17 protein-coding genes are annotated in these 18,569 nt (G+C 66.2%); 7 read left to right on the top strand and 10 right to left on the bottom strand.

The window, feature by feature from the left end; genetic code table 11:
- Positions 1-93: 93 nt before the first annotated feature.
- Complete coding sequence (epsC, locus tag EPL00_RS19680; RefSeq protein ID WP_135854927.1) at positions 94-966, bottom strand: serine O-acetyltransferase EpsC; 873 nt, start codon at positions 964-966, stop codon at positions 94-96.
- Positions 967-1,044: 78 nt separating this feature from the next.
- Positions 1,045-2,295 carry an MBL fold metallo-hydrolase gene (locus tag EPL00_RS19675; protein WP_135854928.1) on the bottom strand — a complete coding sequence of 417 codons (1,251 nt, stop codon included), beginning with the start codon at positions 2,293-2,295 and terminating at the stop codon, positions 1,045-1,047.
- Between the two features lie 336 nt (positions 2,296-2,631).
- Here EPL00_RS19675 and EPL00_RS19670 point away from each other — a divergent pair, with 336 nt between their 5' ends.
- The 3 genes from EPL00_RS19670 (at position 2,632) to EPL00_RS23695 (ending at position 6,070) form a co-directional block, all read left to right on the top strand.
- Positions 2,632-3,543, top strand: a complete 912-nt coding sequence (locus tag EPL00_RS19670; RefSeq protein ID WP_135854929.1) for an ABC transporter ATP-binding protein — start codon at positions 2,632-2,634, stop codon at positions 3,541-3,543.
- On the top strand, positions 3,540-4,520 hold the full coding sequence (locus tag EPL00_RS19665) for an ABC transporter permease subunit (RefSeq protein WP_135854930.1): 981 nt from the start codon (positions 3,540-3,542) through the stop codon (positions 4,518-4,520). Before EPL00_RS19670 ends, EPL00_RS19665 begins: the two co-directional genes overlap by 4 nt.
- 272 nt (positions 4,521-4,792) lie before the next feature.
- Complete coding sequence (locus EPL00_RS23695) at positions 4,793-6,070, top strand: GNAT family N-acetyltransferase (protein ID WP_202932719.1); 1,278 nt, start codon at positions 4,793-4,795, stop codon at positions 6,068-6,070.
- A gap of 47 nt (positions 6,071-6,117) precedes the next feature.
- Here the strand turns inward: EPL00_RS23695 and EPL00_RS19655 are convergent, their stop codons facing one another.
- Positions 6,118-7,140, bottom strand: coding sequence for a restriction endonuclease (locus EPL00_RS19655; protein ID WP_135854931.1), 1,023 nt, complete (start codon positions 7,138-7,140; stop codon positions 6,118-6,120).
- 172 nt (positions 7,141-7,312) lie between these two features.
- Here EPL00_RS19655 and EPL00_RS19650 point away from each other — a divergent pair, with 172 nt between their 5' ends.
- From EPL00_RS19650 to EPL00_RS19640, 3 genes are read left to right on the top strand one after another with little or no spacing between them, the layout of a single operon-like run.
- Complete coding sequence (locus tag EPL00_RS19650) at positions 7,313-8,866, top strand: ATPase domain-containing protein (RefSeq protein WP_135854932.1); 1,554 nt, start codon at positions 7,313-7,315, stop codon at positions 8,864-8,866.
- Between the two features lie 52 nt (positions 8,867-8,918).
- Entirely contained in the window at positions 8,919-9,314 is a 396-nt protein-coding gene (locus EPL00_RS19645; protein WP_135854933.1) for a hypothetical protein, read from the top strand.
- Positions 9,315-9,373: 59 nt separating this feature from the next.
- Positions 9,374-9,838 carry a helix-turn-helix domain-containing protein gene (locus EPL00_RS19640; RefSeq protein WP_135854934.1) on the top strand — a complete coding sequence of 155 codons (465 nt, stop codon included), beginning with the start codon at positions 9,374-9,376 and terminating at the stop codon, positions 9,836-9,838.
- An 11-nt stretch (positions 9,839-9,849) separates the two neighbouring features.
- Here EPL00_RS19640 and EPL00_RS19635 read toward each other — a convergent pair whose 3' ends face one another.
- From EPL00_RS19635 to EPL00_RS19605, 7 genes are all read right to left on the bottom strand, one after another.
- Entirely contained in the window at positions 9,850-10,671 is an 822-nt protein-coding gene (locus EPL00_RS19635; protein WP_135854935.1) for a DUF6338 family protein, read from the bottom strand.
- Between the two features lie 84 nt (positions 10,672-10,755).
- A complete protein-coding gene (locus EPL00_RS19630; protein ID WP_135854936.1) occupies positions 10,756-11,214 on the bottom strand; it encodes an RDD family protein in 459 nt (152 codons plus the stop codon).
- Positions 11,215-11,346: 132 nt separating this feature from the next.
- Positions 11,347-12,198 (bottom strand): RNA ligase family protein, encoded by an 852-nt coding sequence (locus tag EPL00_RS19625; RefSeq protein WP_135854937.1) that lies wholly within the window; start codon positions 12,196-12,198, stop codon positions 11,347-11,349.
- Positions 12,199-12,551: 353 nt separating this feature from the next.
- Positions 12,552-12,893 (bottom strand): AzlD domain-containing protein, encoded by a 342-nt coding sequence (locus tag EPL00_RS19620; RefSeq protein WP_135854938.1) that lies wholly within the window; start codon positions 12,891-12,893, stop codon positions 12,552-12,554.
- A complete protein-coding gene (locus tag EPL00_RS19615; RefSeq protein ID WP_135854939.1) occupies positions 12,890-13,657 on the bottom strand; it encodes an AzlC family ABC transporter permease in 768 nt (255 codons plus the stop codon). Before EPL00_RS19615 ends, EPL00_RS19620 begins: the two co-directional genes overlap by 4 nt.
- Positions 13,658-13,775: 118 nt before the next feature.
- Positions 13,776-14,513, bottom strand: a complete 738-nt coding sequence (locus tag EPL00_RS19610) for a sporulation protein (RefSeq protein ID WP_135854940.1) — start codon at positions 14,511-14,513, stop codon at positions 13,776-13,778.
- 365 nt (positions 14,514-14,878) lie between these two features.
- Positions 14,879-16,813, bottom strand: coding sequence for a CHAT domain-containing protein (locus tag EPL00_RS19605; RefSeq protein ID WP_135854941.1), 1,935 nt, complete (start codon positions 16,811-16,813; stop codon positions 14,879-14,881).
- A gap of 241 nt (positions 16,814-17,054) precedes the next feature.
- Here EPL00_RS19605 and EPL00_RS19600 point away from each other — a divergent pair, with 241 nt between their 5' ends.
- Positions 17,055-18,530: an aldehyde dehydrogenase family protein gene (locus EPL00_RS19600; protein ID WP_135854942.1), complete on the top strand. Its 1,476-nt coding sequence runs from the start codon at positions 17,055-17,057 to the stop codon at positions 18,528-18,530.
- Positions 18,531-18,569 lie beyond the last annotated feature (39 nt).

The raw sequence follows: 18,569 nt of genomic DNA, 5'->3' as shown, positions 1-18,569 counted from the left end.
GAGTCACTTCGCGGTACCGCGCTCTCCGATTTCTGTCGCGCTTGCCGCGAAACTCTCTACCGAGGGAACGACTGCGAACTCGGCGATTCGACACTATCTGTTCGATTTCCGCTCTTGTTCTGGATGGTCGCTGATGAACACGCTCGTGTCGTCCGGAACGTCGTCGGTCACCCACGAGTTCGCACCGATGCTCACGTGGTCGCCGATTTCTACCGGCCCGAGGACGTTGCTTCCAGCGCCGATAACGACGTTGTCGCCGATGTCCGGATGGCGCTTGTACTCTTTCGCCAGCATGTGGTCCTCGCCTTCCTCCTCCTCGAAGTGGAGCGCGCCCAGCGTGACGTTCTGATAGACCCGAACCCAGTCGCCGATGGTCGCGGTCTCGCCGACGACGACGCCGGTCCCGTGGTCGATGAAAAAGTACTCGCCGATTTCTGCACCGGGATGGATGTCGATACCCGTCTCGGTCTTCGAGTACTCGGCGAGTTCGCGGGCGTACTCGGGGCAGTCCTTCTCGTAGAGGCCGTGCGCTACCCGGTGAATCATGATAGCGTGAAAGCCGGGATACGACCGGATAATCTCGCAGTAGCTCTTCGCCGCGGGGTCGCCCTTGTACGCGGCCTCGACATCCTTCTTCAGCGCGCGTCGAACCGCTGGCAATCGGTCGAGTGTTTCGTCCACGATTCCGGTCGAGTCGTCACCGTCACCGTCCGAATAGGCCGTGATGCCCTTCTGCATACAGACTCCGAGTTCGGTCAGGTGCGCGCGAACTTCGTCGGGGTCGTCTACCAGTTCCGTCGCGTTCCAGCACCTCGGGAACAGCAACTGTTTGAGGAGGGGCGGTTCGTCACGTAGCGAATCGCGGCGGGGGTAGACCCGCGAGGTGTCCGTCGGAAAAGGCGATTCGTCCACTCGATAGGACTCGACGAGTTCGCTGTGGGCGTCACCGGTGTACTCGTACCCCATGTGTGAGTGGTACCGCCGTCGAGTGAAGTTTGTTCGCTTACTCTCTCGGGGACTCCTCGTCGTTTCCGAGAGAGCATGTCAGGCAGGAATGCTCTCCCCGAGTTCGGGGGCACTCGCATCGAAGCCCTCCTCGCGCAACTCGTCGGCGAAGTCCCCGCATCGGTCGCCATGATTCACGAGAATCTGCGCGTTCCGATACGAGTCGAGGAACCCCAAGAGTCCGTCACGGTCTGCGTGCGCCGAGAAGTCGTAGGACTCGACCTGCGCGCTCACGGGCATTACTCGTCCGTCGATTTCGGCGCGCCCCGAGTCCAGCAGTTCCCGGCCCGGCGTCCCCTCGACTTGGTAGCCCGTGAAGGCGATTTTGTTCGTCGGGTTCGCGCGGATTTCCGGAATGTAGGTCATCGCGGGGCCGCCCGAGAGCATCCCCGAGGTCGTCACGACGACGGTGTTCTTCTCGGCGATGCGCTTGCGCTGGCCGTCGCGGCCGGTGACGAACCGGGCGTTGGACTTCGCGCGACCGAGGGCGTCGGCGTCCCGGACGAACTCGGGGTACTGGCGCGCGATGCGCGTGACCTGCTGGCCCATCCCATCGACGTAGCAGTCGAGGTCGTGGGCCGCACAGACCATCAGCATCTCCTGCGTTCGACCGATGGCGAACGCCGGGACGACGACGGTCCCACCTTCCCAGATGGTGGTCCGGACGCTCTCGACGAACGACTCCTCGACCTGCTGGCGGGGGTCGTGGTCCACGTCGGAGTAGGTCGATTCCGTAATCACGATGTCGGCGTCAGGCCGGGCCGTGGTCCCCGAGAGGAGTTGCGTGTCCTCCGTATGAAAATCGCCGGTATAGAGGAGTCGGGTCTCGCCGTCGTCCACCAGTACGTGCGCGCTCCCCGGAATGTGGCCCGCGTCGTAGAAGGTGACTTCGTACCCGCCGGACGCGGGTCCCCCGCAGACTGCGAAGGTCTCGCCGTAGCCGTGGGTCTCGGAAACTTGGCTCATGCGCTTGACCTCGGTGTGGGTGAACGGACAGTCGTAGCTCCCGCCGTGCAACTTGAGCGTGTCCTCGGCCAGCACGCGCGTCAGGTCGCGGGTCGGCGGCGTCCAGTGAATCGGCGGGCGAGCGTCGCCCGACAGCAGGGAGGGAATCGCGCCGACGTGGTCCAAGTGGCCGTGGCTCACCACCACGGCGTCGGGGTCGGGGTCGCCGACCGGGAACGACGGCGGGTTGCCCGTCGCCATCCCGTAGTCCAGCAGGAGCGAGTCGTCCACGAGGAGGGCGCTTCGCCCTATCTCGCGGGCTCCGCCGAGAAACTCGATGTTCATTAGCGGGGAGTACTCGGCGCGGGCCTTTTCGTCCGTCGGTTCTAGAGTGGGGAAGTCGGGGTTGAACATGGGTTCAGAGGGAGGGTAGCCTCGAAAGCCCTCGCGCGGCTCGCGGTCGCTCACCGGGATATTCGGCGCGCGCAGGTCTGCGCGCGCCGAATAGGGCCGCGCTGAGACGACCGAGTAAACGCGAGCCTCGCTCGCCCTTTCAGTCCGCCGAGGACGGCGGCTGATCCACTGGCCTACGTCGGTTGTCGGTTACGTCGTGTCGATTCGCATATCTGATAGCAAGAAGACTTATTCCGCGTCCCTGAGCCAACGGCAACAAGGTCCCCAATGTCAGTCATCGAGATAGACGAGTTGACGAAGCAGTTCGGCGACGTTGCCGCGGTAGACGGCCTGTCGCTGTCGGTCGAGGAGGGCGAGGTGTTCGGCTTCCTCGGCCCGAACGGTGCCGGGAAGTCCACGACCATCAACGCGATGTTGGACTTCACGAAGCCGACCAGCGGCGAGATTCGGGTGTTCGGGAACGACGCCAACCGCGAGTCGGTCGCGGTCCGCGAGCGGTCGGGCCTCCTGCTGGAGGGCTACGGCGCGTACCCGCGGCTCACCGGGCGCGAACACGTCGAACACGCCATCGAGACGAAGGACGCCGACGACGACCCCGACGAACTGCTCGACAGGGTAGGCCTCCGGGAAGCGGCCGACAGGCGCGCTGGCGGCTACTCGAAGGGGATGCGCCAGCGGATGGCGCTCGCCGTCGCCTTGGTCGGTAATCCGGACCTCCTCGTGCTGGACGAACCATCGACCGGTCTCGACCCCAACGGCGCGCGCACCCTCCGTGAGGTCGTGGTCGAGGAGGCCGACCGGGGCGCGACGGTGTTCTTCTCGTCGCACATCCTCGAACAGGTGGACGCGGTGGCCGACCGCATCGGCATCCTGCTCGACGGGTCGCTCGCGGCGGTCGGCGAGGTCGGCGAACTCCAGCGGGAACTCGGTGCGGGCACGACCCTCTCGGTGTGGGTCTCGTCGGTGTCCGAGTCGCTGCTGGCCGACCTCCGCGAAATCGAGGGCGTCCGCGAGGTCCGGGAGCGCCACGGTCGCGTCGAAATCGCCTGCGACGGCGGCGGCGAGACGAAGCTCCGGGCGCTGAACGCGGTCGCCGACGCGGGCGTCTTCGAGGACTTCGAGGTCAGCGACGCGTCGCTGTCGGACGTGTTCTCGAAGTACACGGAGGGTCCGGCGTGAGCCGCGCCGACGTGTTCCGGCGCGATTTGACCAGCGTCTACCGGTCCCGGACCGGCACCGCGGTCTCGGCCATCGTCGCGCTGGCGACCGTGGTCGCGGTCGGCCTGTTCGCGCTGGCCAGCGACGTGGCGCTGTTGGGCGGCGTCGGCGGTCTCGCCGCCATCGCGTCGCTCCTCGCGCTGGTCTTCCTCGGGAACCCCAAGCAGATCGCGGGCGTGGTCGTCGGGTTCACCGTGCTGGCGGTCGTGGCGACGCTCGCGCTCTCGGAACCGCAGTCGGTGGGCGGGCGGCCGGACATGGAACTCGCAATCGTGGCGGTCGGGTCGGCGCTGTCGGTCCTCCTCCCGCTGGTCTGTCTGGTCGGGAGCTACGCCGCGCTGGTCGGCGAGCGCGAGACCGGGAGCGTCCGGTTCCTGCTGGGCCTGCCCAACTCCCGCGACGAGGCGTACGTCGGCAAGTACCTCTCGCGGTCGGCGGTCGTCGTCGTCCCGCTGGTGGTCTGTCTCGTCCTCACGGGCGTCATCGTCGCGCTCACGTTCGAGAACGGCTCGCTCCTCGGGATGGTCGGGCTGACGATGCTCTCTATTCCCTACGCGCTGTTGTTCGTCGGCATCGGACTCACCGCCTCGGCGTACGCCGACACCTCGAACCGCTCGGTCGCGGTGGTCATCGCGGCGTTCACCGTCCTCCGGGCGGGGTGGCCCGCGCTCCAGTTCCTGCTCATGTCGGGCGTCGAGGACCCCTATCCCAAGCCCGAGTGGTACTTCTGGGTCGGTCGGCTCAACCCCATCAACGCCTACGTGAAGCTGACGACGCTGTTCGCCGACGTGGGGTACCACCCCGTCATCACGACGCCCGCCGACTCGATTTCGACGGTGGCGACCTCCCACTGGTTCGCGGCGGTCGTCCTGTTGGGTTGGACGGTCCTCACGCCGCTGGCCGGACTGGTCTACTTCCGGAACCGCGACCTCCTCTGAGGACAGGGAGTCCGTTCTGGCGGCCGTCGGTCTTCTCAGCGGCGCTCGCGGGAGTCGCCGTTCCGCGATTCAGCGCGGTTTGTCGCGGCAGTCCCGGCGCGAGCGACGCGCGGAAAGAACAGCCTATCCGACGGCGGCGGTCGGTTAGGCGGCGCGTAGTATAGTGCGACGAGCGCCGAGGAGCGGACGATGCTCGCTGTGCGCGACCGCGGTTCGACGGCGCAGTCGGAAACGGGGAGCGAACCGAGCGCCCGGTCCTCGGGAGGAGCGCCGTGAGCGAGACCCCGGCGACCGACCGGTCCGACGACGAGTACACCGTCCGCCCCTTCGAGTCGGACGACGAGGAGGCCTTCCGGTCGCTCTTCGAGGCGGTCCTCGGCGGGCGAGCCAGCGCGGCGTGGTTCGACTGGAAGTACCGCGCGAACCCCTACGCCGACCACGTGCCGGTCCTCCTCGCGGAGACGGACGGCGAGGTCGTCGGCGCGCGGGCGTTCTTCGCGCTCGAACTCCGGGCCGACGGGCGCGCGTTCTCGGCGCTCCAGCCCTGCGACACGATGGTCCGGCGCGACCACCGGCGTCGGGGCCTGTTCACCCGGATGACCGAGGCCGCCATCGACCGCTACGCCGACGAGGCGGACTACTTCTTCAACTTCCCGAACCACCTCTCGCTGCCGGGCAACCTCGACCTCGGGTGGGAGGTCGTCGCCGAGCGCGCGACCCACTACCGCGTGCAGGACCCCTCGACGTGGGTCGAAGACGCGCTCCCGACAGACTCCGACGAGGGCGTCGTCGGTGCGGTCGAGTCGCCGGGCCGACTCGCCGGGATGGTCGAGTCGTCGGGCCGACTCGCCGAGGTAGTCGCGTCTGCGGGGGCGTCCGCGGGCCGACTCGCCGGACGACTCGGGGCGCGGGCGTACCTCTCGGTCCGGGACCGCCTCGCGCCCGAGGAGACCGGCGTCGCGCGCCGCTGGCACGACGGCGTTCCGGCGGGCCTCCTCGGGTCGCTGGCCGACGCGGGCGCGCCCGGCCGAATCCACGTCGCCCGCGACGAGCGGTTCTACGACTGGCGCTTCGAAAATCCGCGGTGGAACTACGAGACGGTCGTCGCGCGCGACGGCGGCGGGCGTGACGGGTCTGGCGGCGACCGGCGCGAGAGTGGCGCGAACGACGACTCGCCGACCGCCGCGCTCGTTGTCGGACGCCGGACTCGGCCGGACGGGACCGCGGTCGCGCGACTCGCCGACGTGGTGCCCCTCGTCGGAGGAGCCGACCGGGAACGCGCGCTGTCGGCGCTCCTCGCGGCGGTCGTCCGGCGGCACGCCGACGCCGACCTCCTGCTCGCGCCCGGCGACCCGCTCCCCTCGTCGCTGTTGTCGGCTTACGGGTTCCACAGCGACCTGCGGCCGCCCCTCTCGTGGGTCTCGTCGCCGACGGTGCAGGTCGCCCGGCCGGTCGCCGACGACGGCGACTGGACCGTCGGCGAGCGCGAGCGGGCGCTCACCGACGCCCGGAACTGGCTCCTCGCGGGCTGTGAACAGGACAGCGGGTAGTTCTCGGTACGGCTCCGGGGGAGGTCTCGGCACGACACCGGTAACAATTAGCTGCCGCGCTCGCCGTCGTAGACGTATCTCTTTGCAGTTCGCGGCCCCTCGACGGTGATTTCGGGGAGGAGTTCGAGCCACGTCCGGAGGGCGCTCCCCCGGCGCTGGACGCTCGACTCGGAGAGACCGGTCGTCTCGTCGGCGAGCAGGTCGTCTATCTCCGCCGTCGTGAGTTCGCCCGCCTCCGCGGCCGCCGCGAGGACGCGCTCGACGAGTTCGACGCTCCGAATCGCTCGCTCGAGGAGTCGCCGCGCCGGGGTCGAGTCCGGTCGCGCCCGGACGTACTCCGCGCCGGTCGCCGTGAGGCCCCAGCGCGTCGCTCCGTCGCCCGACGCCGACGGCTCTTTCCGGGCCAGACCGAGGACCGTCGCCGAGTTCGCGTGGCTGTAGACGTGGCGCTCCGAGAGGTCGTAGCCGGTGTTCCGGGCCACCCACTGCCGAATCTCGTCGCGGGTGCCGTCGGTCGCTCGAATCGCGCGGAGGACCGCGCGAATCTTCCCGAAGTCGTTGCCGAGCGGGACCTCGCTCGCGGGGACTCGCTCGTCGCTCTCGCGTAAGTCCTGCCAGAAGGTCGCGTCGAGGTCGTACTCGCCGTCGGTCTCGGTCACGCCGAGGCCGGTTCGGAGCATCGACGCCGCGAGGTCCGTGCCCGAGACCAACTGAATCGGCAACTCCTCGGCGGTCCTCCTCGCCGGACCGGAGTAGGAACTCGTCGTGACGAAGGTGCCCAGCGCGTAGCCGTTCTCGACCAGCGCGCCCGCGAGTCGGTGGACGCGGTCGTTGCCGACGACGTTACCCGGACTGTACCGCTTGACCTGCACGCCGAAGTCGGCGGCGAACCAGTCGTAGTCGAGTCGCCCCTCGATGTCGATGCCGCCGTCCTGCGAGGCCGGAGTGACAGCCAGACTGGCGGTCCGGAGTTCGTCGGCGAGGACGACTTTGCAGAGGACCTCGAACTCTCGGGGGTCGAGGTCGAGCATCCGGTCGCGCAGTCGCTCCTGCGGGGCCGCGGTCGTCATACTCCTCCGTACCGAGACCGGCGATCTAAATCTTTCGTGGGCGCTCTCCGGTGTTCGGTGCCCGGTGTCCGGAGTCGCTTGTCGAACACGTTACCCGGAGCGGGGCGAACGCCGCAGTTCTTTAATTCCGAGTCAAAAGAAGTTTGACTTGTAAGGGAGAACGCCGAAGCGAATGGCAGAGAGCTTTCCAGACGCTACGGCGCAGAGCGGCCGGTCTCCGGCCAGCACCGGCGACACCGTCCTCGACCGGATGCTCCGCGGTGGCGTCCCCCGCAACCGACCGATACTCGTCAGCGGCGGTCCCGGCGCGGGGAAGAGTACGCTCGGCATGCAGTTCCTGCAGGCCGGACTGGCGGCCGACGAGGAGGTGCTGTACGTGAGTACGGAACAGACGCTCGACGAGTTACACGACTCGTTCCGGAACTTCGCGTTCGACCTCGACGCGGACGGACTGCACGTCACGTCGGTCCACGCGACGCCGGGCCACGTCTTCGACGACGAGGAGCAACTGACGCTCGGGACGGTCGGCGACGACGAGACGAGCGTGGGGGCGTTCGGTGCGGACGTGCCCTTCGAGATGGAGTACATCCGCGACCACCTCGCGGAGTACGACCAGTGCGACCGAGTGGTCTTCGACAGCGTTTCCGGATTGGCTCCGCTGGCCGACGATACGCCCCGATTTCGCCGGGGACTGCTCGAACTCGTCCGGACCTTCTCCGAGGAGTTCGGTGCCGCGAGCATCTTCGTCGCCGAGGAGAGCGACGCCCACGAGGACGTGCCCGCCGCGGAACTCCTCCAGTTCACGACCCACGGCGCGGTGCGACTCACCCGCGAGCGCGTCGCCGGGGAGTACCACCGGTTTCTGGAGGTGACGAAGCTCCGCGGCGTAGACCACGACACCGCTCCCCACGAGTTCGAGATAACCGACGGCGGAATCGAAGTCTTCGCCCGCGACGACCGGCAGGCCAACCCCGACGCCGACGCCGTCACCACCGGCATCGCGGGGTTGGACCGACTGACCGGCGGCGGCTACCCGGAGGGCAACTCGACGGTCATCGAGAACGACGGCCGGGCGGACGTGAGCGCGACCATCGCGGGCGGCCTCCTCGGCGCGCTGGAAGCCGACCGGTCGGTCGCGCTATTCCCGGAACCCAACATGACGCCGGGGTGGCTCCGCGAGACGGTCTGTTCGCACGTCGCGCCGCTGGAGACGTTGCTGGACGAGGACCGACTGTTCGTCGTGGACTGGTCGAACGCGTGGGACGTGGACCACCGCAACGTCTTCCCGGTCCACCTCTCGGGGCTGTGGGACCTGTTGAGCCAGAGCAAGTTCTACCTGACCCAGAAACTGCTTCGCATCTACCGGACGCTGACCGACCGGCGGACCCAACCGCTGACGGCGTTCGTCTACACCGAGACGATGCTTCAGGACCTCGGGCCGTCCGACGTGCGGTTCCAGTACAACTGGGCGCGGGCGAACATCCTCACCGACGCGGACAACGTGGTCTTCGTCCAGAACCCGGTCTCGATGGGCGAGCAACTCGCGGAGTTCTACGTCCACGACGCCCAGCAGGTCCTCCGCCAGTGGGTCCACGACAACGGGATGGAGTACGTCCGCCTCAACAAGAGCGCGGGCGGCCAGACCGGGGTCAGCCGCCACGTCAGCCACCTCGACGAACCGCCGTACCTCGAAGTCAGGGCGAGCGGCGGGGACGGCATCGAGTAGCCCGCCGACCGCGCAATCCTCAAGACTGGGGCGACCCAACTCCCGCCAGCGAATGGACCGAACGCTCACGCTCCCGAACGGCGATACCGTCACGCCCGACGACGTGTTCCTCTACAACGACTACCCCTATCGGGTCGCGTTTCCGGACGACGACCCGACCGGACCCGACGAGGAGTCCGGCGGTGACGCGGCGGAGTTCCACCTCTCGCCGCTCTACTGGGGCGGCGGCGAGATGGACGTTCCGTTCCGGGAGCGCGAGGCGCTGGTCGAACAGTGGGGCGAGGGGTCGGAGGGGCTTCTCACCGAGGACGAGTGGGAGCAGTGGCTTGACGAGGCACGCACCGACGAGCGCTTCGACGACGAGGAACTCGACGCGCTCCGCCGGGAGTTGCCGGTCTCGGGCGGTGGCGGCGTCGTGGCGCGGATTCGGCGGGCGCTCGGAATTTAAATTCGTCGCCGTTCAAAACACCACAAGAGTCGTATACGATGCAGTTCAACGTACGCACGATGAACACCAAGCTCCTCCCGTTGGCTCTCCTACAGACCAACGACGAAGAGCCGATCGAGGGGATTACGAGGTTCATGAAACTGGTCTTCCTCGCACAGCGGGAGACGCTGCAGGAGACGTTTTATTCGTACGAGCCGGGTCAGTACGGGCCGTACTCGAAGCCGCTCTACGACGATATCGACAAACTGGAAGCGCAGGGTTTCGTACGTCGAATAGACGAACCGACCGACGGTGACAACGACGACAAACAGACGTACGTACTCACGGAAAAAGGTGAGCGAACGCTCGAACGAGCGCGCGACTGTCCGGAAAGTGAATTTCCCGAGGCATTAGACAGCTTAGAGGCAGTCAAACGTCGGTACAACGGAATGGACCTCTGGGAACTGCTCGAATACGTCTACGGGGAGTATCCCGAAATGGCCGAAAACAGTGTTCTCGATATTTCTACCGGAAAAGCAGTGTAGTAAGATAGCTGTTAGTTCTCTGTCTCGTCTCCGCGGTCGCCTGCGTCACTCGAATCTTCCGCTGCCTCTTTTGCGAGGCCTTCCAGTTCCGTTATCTCCGCATCGGCTTCGACCGTCGTCGCCTCTCCCGAATCGTTGGCCCCGTTCGGTTCCGAATCTCGGTCGCTACGCGACGCTTCGAAGTCGGGGTCGTCTCCACCAACTGCGTCGGCGGTCTTCAGCCTATCAAATTCGATGTGGCTGATAGCTTGATTGTGGAGGTAGGCGGTACCGGTGTACCGATACGTGTCTCCAATCGACCCGTCTTCGCTTCTGACTATCCGTCGGGGGTTCTCCAGTAACACGTCTCGGTTGACGCTGATCTCACCGTTGTCTTCGACCCGACCCCACAATTCGTCGCCGGACTGCATTCGGGCACGGACCTGATACTCCTCCGAATCGGTTTGCGCCTCGACTTCCGAAAAGAACCGGTACCAGAGGCCTTCGCGCCTTGCGACGTATTCTCCGCCGAAATCAAAGACACCGAGTACGACGCCGACGCCGAGCGAAGTCCCCACCAACTGTAGATAGACTGTAATCGCGGTCGGGAGGTGGGTCCACGCTGGTGACAGTTCCGTCAGAAGTAGCAGATGGCCGTTGAGAACACTGTACCAGAGATAGACGCCACCCATCGAGACGAGACTGACTCCGAAACTCAGGGCTATCGTATCGACACGATTCAGCCAATCGGCGCGGTCTGCTATCAGCAGTCCGATTTTCACGCCAGTGAGTCCGGGGAGGACGAAGACGACCAGAGAGACGAGATTCAGTCCGAACGAGAGACTGTTCGGCATCTGTGCATCAGTGTGTAGTCTAATTTTATAAAAGAAGCGAATCGAGGCGTCGGCGACTACGACGTGTAGAACTCGTCGCGGCAGTCACGACCGGACGACCACGGTGTCACCTACCCTGTCGCCGAGTCGCCTGTGTCGCTCGGAGGTCAGGACCAGCAGGATGCCGAGACCGTACCACAGCGGCAGGAAGTCCACGAGCCGAGCGAGGTTCCGGACGGCCGACGACCGCAACGTCGGGGCCGCGCCGTCGCTCGCCCGCACCTCGATTTTGACGAGTCCTTTGCCGAGTGTCTGGCCGTAGCGCCACTCAGCGACCGTGTGATAGCCCAGCGACAGCCCGAGCCAGAGGAGAAACGCCACGGTCCCCGGCGTGCCTTCGAGTTCCGCGTTCGTCCCCGTCGCAGTCGTCTGGATGTCGCCGGTGACGGCGGCGACCGGGTAGATGGCCGCGAACAGGAGTCCGAACCAGACGAACGAGTCGATAGCTATCGCCACGCCGCGGATGCCGACGCCGCACTCCTCGAACTCGTCGGTGGTTGCCATACAGCTGACACCGAACTGATGGGTGATAATTCTTCGCGTCGGTCGCGGTTATGCAGTCCTGCTGTTCGCGGTCACGCCGCCCCGCTGTTCCCGGTCCTACGGTTCTCTGTTACGTCAGCGCGCCGTCTCCAGTCACGCCGCCCCGCCGTTCCCGCCGTGCAACAACTCTTGGGTCCGCTCGGCCGCGGCCGAGCGGAACGCCCGCAGGTCCACCGACGCCCGGTCGTGGAACAGTCGGTGGTACTCCTCGCGGGCGATGGCCTCCAGCAGGCGGTCGAAGACGGCGTCGAAATCGGCCGTCCGCCCGCTCGCTTCGAGGGTTTGGGCGACCCGCTCGACGCGCTCGCGGGTGACGAACTCGTCGGCGAGGTCGGCGGCGGGCGCGGTCGCGGGGTCGGACTCCTCGCGCCACTCGTCGGACGCGGGGTGGGGAATCGTCGCCCGCCCGCCGGTCTTGTTCCGGACGACGACGCCCGCCGCGGGACCGTCGCGCCACGCCGAGTCAGGAACCTCGTAGCTCTCGGGGTCGAAATCGACCGCGCGGACCTCCTTGCTGAACGCGTTGACCGGGCGGAGGCCCAACTGCTCGAAAATCTGCTCGACCGAATCGGGCGGCAGGAACCGCCCGCGGTCGGCGTCCCACACGTCGAGTCCGAGGAGACCGGGCGTCCGCGCCCAGTCGTACTCGACTCCCCGGCGGACCGTCGCCACGCCGACGAAGACGACCGACTCCACGTCCGCGACCGTGTTCCGGAACTCCTCGCGGTCGAACGACTCCCGGACGTGCCGGACCGCGTGGCGGTACGGGAGCGGCACCTCCTCGGCGTCGAAGGGCCGCGTCCGGTCGCCGAACTGGAGGAGTCCCGAGTCTCGCAGTCGGAACCGGACGAGCGCGCCGTCTATTCGCTCTTGGAGCCAGAGGTGGCCCGAGTCGAAGAGGTCGGCGGCCTCCTCGGCGCGCGGGACGGCGGGGTACTGCTTCATGCAGGCGAGTTGTCGGTCGGCGGAGGTAAGCGTTTGGTGAGAATGAGAGACGTTTGCTTTAGCAATCTACGTATCTTTTAACGGCTTCTCTACGTTTCTCATCGGAGTATCCCCGACTTCACGGAGTCCTCGCACAGCACCGCAACCGCCCCGCGCCCCGAGCCTCCCCGCCCGCGTCTACGCTCGCGCGGAACCGCAGAAGCGCGAGCGCAGACGCGGCGCATCCCGTGGTCGGTGAAGATGCGCTCGTTCCGTGGTCGGTGAAGATGCGCTCGCTCCGTAACCGACGAGAACGCTCTCGAATCGCGGCTTCCGAGGAGCCACGAACCGCCACGAGCAGACCGAAGCGCGACTCAGACCGGGAGCCACGCCAGCGTCCAGAGCGCGACCATGCCGACGACGATGGTCCAGAGCATGCTCTCGGTCCGCCACGCGACCACCGCCGCGAGCGCGCCAGCGAGGAGGCGGTCGTTGCCGACGCCGAGCGCGAGCGCCCCGTCGAGGTAGACCAGTCGCGGCGCGACCAGCGCGGTCAGGACCGCGGCGGGGACGAACTTCAGCGCGCGCTCCAGCCACGGCGGGACCTCGCCGAGGCGGCCGAACAGCGCGAGAAACGAGAGTCGGATGGCGAAGGTGCCGAGACTCGCCGCGAGGACGACCAGCCAGATGGACGCGTCCGAGAACGGGGCGCTCACCGGTCGTCTCCTCCCGTCCGCGCGCTGGCCTCGGTCGTCCGCGCGCCCACGCCCTCCGCCAGCACGCCCGCGACGATACCCCCGACTGCGGCGACGAGGATGCCGAGGTTGAACGGGAGTCCGAAGCCAGCGATAGCCAGTCCGCCCGCGGCGACTCCCGCGACGTAGGACGGCCGACCGTCGAGCGCCGGGAAGAGGAGCCCCATGAACAACAGTGGAATGGCGAAGTCGAGTTGCCAACTCGCGGGCACTCGCGCGCCGAAGACGATGCCCACTACGCTCGCGCCGACCCACGTCGCCCACAGCGGGAGCGCCGTGCCGAGGTAGTAGAACCGCCCCGCGCCGGTCGGGTCGGCGTCCGGGCGCTCCTCGAACCGGCCCACCGAGAGCGCGTAGGTTACGTCCAGCAGGAAGAACGCGACGAGCAGTTTCCACCAGGTCGAGAGGTCCCGGAAGTGCGCGCCCAGCGACGCGCTGTACATCAGGTATCGGAGGTTCACGACCAGCGCGGTCAGCACGACCACCGCCAGCGGCGCGTTCTGGCCGAGGAGTTCCACGGCGGCGACCTGCGCGGCCCCGGCGAACAGCAGTCCGGCGAACGCGGTGGCCTGCGCCGGGTCGAACCCCGCGCCGACGGTGGCGACGCCCGCGATGACGCCGAACGGGACGTTCGCCGGGAGCGCGGGGAGAACGTCCCTGACCCCGGAGCGGAACGCCGCGCGGGACGGGGAATCAGCACCGGACGGACCGCTCGAACCGGACATACCACTGGCTACGCGCGAGCGACGACAAAGAACTTCGCGTAGCGGTAGTCGGGCGAGCGTATCCGAGTGACGGCCGCAGAACGGCCGCAGAACGGCCGTAGGGTCGCTGTGAGGTGGTTCAGGCGTGCCGTTCCAGCACGCGCTCCAAGTCGTCACGAATCGTCGTCACGTCGGCGTCCCGGACCGTGAGGCTCGTCTTCGACTCGTCGGTCTCGGCCATCTCGCTGAGGAGGCCGCCCCGGCGGTCGATTTCCACGAACAGCGTGAGTTCGTCGGGGGTCTCGCGCGCGACGAGTTCCACTTCGTCCAAGTCGCCGCGGAACGGCCCGGCTTGGGGCGTGAACTCGAACTCTTGGACGAACCGCTGGCCCGACCCGTAACGGTCGTAGGGGTCGGCCTCGCACTCGGCGGTCCGGAACGAGAAGCCCAACTCGTCCATCGCGTCGAAGACCGCCTGCAAGCGCGGGGTCGGTTTCACGTCCACGTAGTCCCTGTCTTCGGGGTCTACGGCCCAGTCGATGTCGAGTTCGGTCTCGACCCACACGTCCACGTTCCCGAGCGTCACGGGCGTCCCGTAGGGAACGTCGATTTCGACCGACCGGGTTTCAGACTGGTCGGGTTCGATGGTCAGGTCTTCGGTCAGAGTGAACCGGTCGATGTCGGCCTCCTCGTACCCTTCTTCGGTGGCGTACTGGGTTTCGAGTTCGAACTCTATCGCGCCGACTTCCTGCTCGGCGGACCCGCCGTCGACATGTACTTCCGCGTCGATGGTTTCGCCGGGTGTGACGGTCGTGGAGGACAGAACGGTATCGACGTTCGCGTTGCCGACACCGATGCTAGCGAGAACTTTCTTCATGGCTTCGGGTTTCTCCTCTCACTCGGGGGTCCTGTATCTTTGGGCGAGAGCCGACTCCGGGCCAACTCCGTTCGATACTAGAAATATATTAAAATTTATACAATCTCATAACCGTAGAAATAACCATTGATATAGTATCGTGTTCTCTCGAATACTATAACCGAATCAACATTCTGGGGTAATATCGAAAGATAAACTAAACCCTATCTACTGATTTTTTATTACATGTCCGTTGTCAGAAATACGGTCGAAAGCGTTACCAGTAGCAAAACGGCGGTACACCTTGCGTGGTTGCTCGTGCTTCTCCTCGTGGAGTCCGGCAACGTTCTCGCAGGTATGGGTGGCGGAAGTAGCGGCCCGTAAAGTTACTGCTTGGCCAACCACTGGTGAACTAATTCCAATTCTCCGTCAACAATTAAAGGCGAGTACGGTTTGTTGTTGTGTGTCTCTTCGATACGTCCCTTGGTTGTTTCAAAATCGTACGGGCCGGTCGATAGAAAACGTGGACCATCGTGGAGATACGTCGTGGAGATACTCCCGATAGCGTGATCTCGCGTCGGATATCCGAATCCAGTCAACGATAACGGAGACTCATCGCTGTCTTCTATCTCGTACACCAGTGGAATGATATCGTCGGTCTGTGCGAGTGTGAATCCGGGGTCGCCGACCGCAATGTATCGGGTCCCGATGAAGGTCGCCTCCTCTGTGATGGCGAGCGCGCCGCCGATGCTGAACCCTGCCTGAAACAGTTTCGTCAGCGTCTCGCCGAGGTCGAGGGCGGCGGCGTTCCCGACGTTGCCGAGACTTACGATACCGCCGTGACAGCCAGCCTCGACCAGCGCGACGCCCTGATTGTGCGACCGACAGGCGTTGAGGAGGAACGCGCGCATCCCGACCTCGTCGAGGTTTCTGGCGTCCAACACGCCGTCCGAACACTCGAACCCGCGACCGTCGATGTGGCCGATGTAGTGGAACAGGTCGGTCGGCGTCCGGAGGAGTCCCCGAAGTTCGTCGGTCGTCACGTCGAAGTGGACGGTCGGGTCGAACGAGATGGTCTCTCGGGGGCCGTAGATCTCCGCGACCGCGTCCCACTCGTCGCGCATCTCCTCGTCGTTGCAGACGACCGTAATCTCGATCTCGTCGTCGGACGTGCCCGTCGATTCGTGTCGGTACGCATCCGGGATGATTTTCGTCCCACTGACCGGCGTCCCCTCGCCGACCCACGCGAGTTCGAGGGCGTCGTCGTGGTCCGGCATCTGGACGTACTCCTCGACCGGCGGGACGCCGCGCCGTGCGGCGGTGTCGCGCTCGCTCTCGGGGCGCTGGTCCGAGTCGTCGGGCGAGGGCGTTCGCTTGAACTGGTCGATGGCGTCGCGGGTCTCGCGCATCTCCTCGGTCTCGTCGTAGCTCGGCCGAGGAGGCGTCCGGAGAATCGAAAAGTCGTTGACGAGGTACGGGAGCGACTCGACGTTCTCGGGGTCGGGGCGGACGTAGGCGACGCGGTGCCACGACGGCATCGCCTCGGCCACCGTCTCGTAGGGAATCGAAAAGTACGTCGAGAGTTGCTCGTCTAAGGGGGCGTCGTACAGCGCCGCGAAGTCCACGTCCACCAGCGGTTCGAGGCGGTTTCGGTCGGCGAGTTCGATGGGGTAGTAGCCTTCGGTCCGGGTGACGCAATCGAGGAAGAACGCCTGCTTCAGCGTCCGCACCACGTCCTCCTCGAACTCGTCGTCGGCGTCGAAGCGGCGCTCGAACCCGCCGACGGTCAAACGCGGCGTCTCGCCAGCCACGAGGTCGGCCCCGAAGTAGTAGGCGAGCGGCGCGGCCGCGTAGATGGCGTCGTAGGTCGGGGGTACCTCGACGGTCGCCCCCGTGTCCGGCACCGTGAGGTCGTCGGGCACGTCGAGTTCGTCGCCGCGTTCGATGTGGGGCGGGTGGCCCCGGAGGGTGGGCCACGACCGCTCACAGGTGGTCGTCTTCAGGACCGACCCGAGGGTCGAGACGGCGGCCATCACGTCGTGTGGGTCGTCGGTCGTCGTCACCGTCGCGGCGGGTGACTTGTGGAACGACCGCGCGCCGATTTCGACCGTCGTCTCGCGGTCGAACGCGATGCGCATCGAATCGGTACTCGACTCGATGCGGAGTCCGGCCTCCGCGCGGAGGTAGAGTTTGATGGGTGCGCTCAGGTCCACGAGGTAGGCACCGGGCGGGAACTCCGCCGAAGCGTCGTGGCCGAGGTCGGCCAGCACCTCGCCGTCGCCGTCTCTGACGTACGACATGACGATGTAGGGGAGTTCCAACTCGCTCGTCTCGAAAACATCTGTGACGAATCTGACGTAGGGGCGGTGGCTCGGGACTTCACGGCGGTTTCACGATTCCACCACAAGCTCAAATTTCCACCGTGAGTTCACATTTACACTATACGTTCACGCGTCTCTCGCAGTCTCTCGTCTCCTCGAATCGACCGCGGGCCCGCGAACGGTCGCGGACGACTCGCCCGCTTCCGACTGTATTTTCTGGCTCGAACTCCAAACGGAACCCGTGACGGACCAAACCTTCACTATCGACGGTGACTGGAACGGACTGTACCTCGACGGCGAGTGGGTCGAGGCGAGCGACGGCGAGACCATCGCGGTCGAGAATCCGGCCACGCGCGAGGAGGTCGCCGAGGTTCCGGCCGCCACGGAGGCCGACGTGGACCGCGCCTACGAGGCGGCCGCCGAGGCCCAAGACTCGTGGAGCGAGCGGTCGGTAGACGAGCGCGTCTCGGTAATCGAGGAGGCCATCGAGATTCTGGACGACCGACGCGACGACATCTTGGAGGCGCTGGCGGTCGAATCGGGGAGCGCCAACGCGAAGGCGTTCGCCGAGTGGCAGACCGCCCAAGGGATGTGCCACCACGCCAAGAGCCTCGCCGGAAAGATGGACGAGGTCGAAACGTCCGACTCGATGATTCCCGGCAAGGAAAACGAGGTCCAGCGCGTCCCCGAGGGCGTCGTCGGCGTCATCTCGCCGTGGAACTTCCCGTTCAACCTCTCGGTCCGGGCGGTCGCGCCCGCGCTGGCGACCGGGAACGCCGTCGTGTTGAAGCCCGCCTCCTCGACGCCCATCACGGGCGGCCTGCTCATCGCGCGCATCTTCGAGGAGGCCGGACTCCCCGACGGCGTGCTGAACGTCGTGACGGGCCACGGCTCGGACATCGGCGACCGCGTGGCTGGCCACCCGGAACTCGACGTGATGGCGTTCACCGGTTCGACCGAGGTCGGCAAGCACGTCGCCGCCCAAGCCGCCGAGAACCTCGCGCTCCCCGCGATGGAACTGGGCGGCAACAACCCCTTCGTCGTCACCGAGGAGGCCGACGTGGACGCCGCGGTCGATTCGGCCGTGTTCGGCTCGTTCCTCCATCAGGGTCAGATTTGCATCTCCATCAACCGCCATCTGGTTCACGAATCGCTGTACGACGAGTACGTCGAACAGTTGGCCGAGCGCGCCGCGGAGCTACCCATCGGCGACCCGCGCGAGCGCGAGAACGTCGTCGGTCCCATCATCGACGAGGACCAGCGCGACCAGATTCTCGAATACGTCGAGGAGACCGTCGAACAGGGCGCGACCCTCGAAACCGGCGGCGACCACGACGACCTCTTCGTGGAGCCGACGGTCCTCTCGGACGCCACGAACGACATGGCCGCGGCCTGCAACGAACACTTCGGCCCGGTCGCGCCCGTGATTCCCTTCAGTAGCGAGGAGGAAGCCATCGAACTCGCCAACGACACCGAACACGGGCTGGCGGCCGCGATTCACGGCGGCGACCTCGACCACGCCAAGTCCATCGCCGAGCGAATCGACGCAGGAATGGTCCACATCAACGACCAGCCAGTCAACGAAGAACCCAACGTCCCGTTCGGCGGCATGAAAGCGTCGGGCATCGGCCGCTACGACGGCGAGGAGATTCTCCACGAACTCACCCAGACGAAGTGGATTTCGACGCAGACCGAGAAGCGCGATTACCCGTTTTAGGGCCGAATCTCCCCGAAACGCTCGCCGAAAGCGGTCGAA

This window comes from Halorussus salinus, assembly GCF_004765815.2.
In the GTDB taxonomy this organism is placed as follows: domain Archaea; phylum Halobacteriota; class Halobacteria; order Halobacteriales; family Haladaptataceae; genus Halorussus; species Halorussus salinus.
This window is presented reverse-complemented; position numbering and strand designations above follow the sequence as displayed.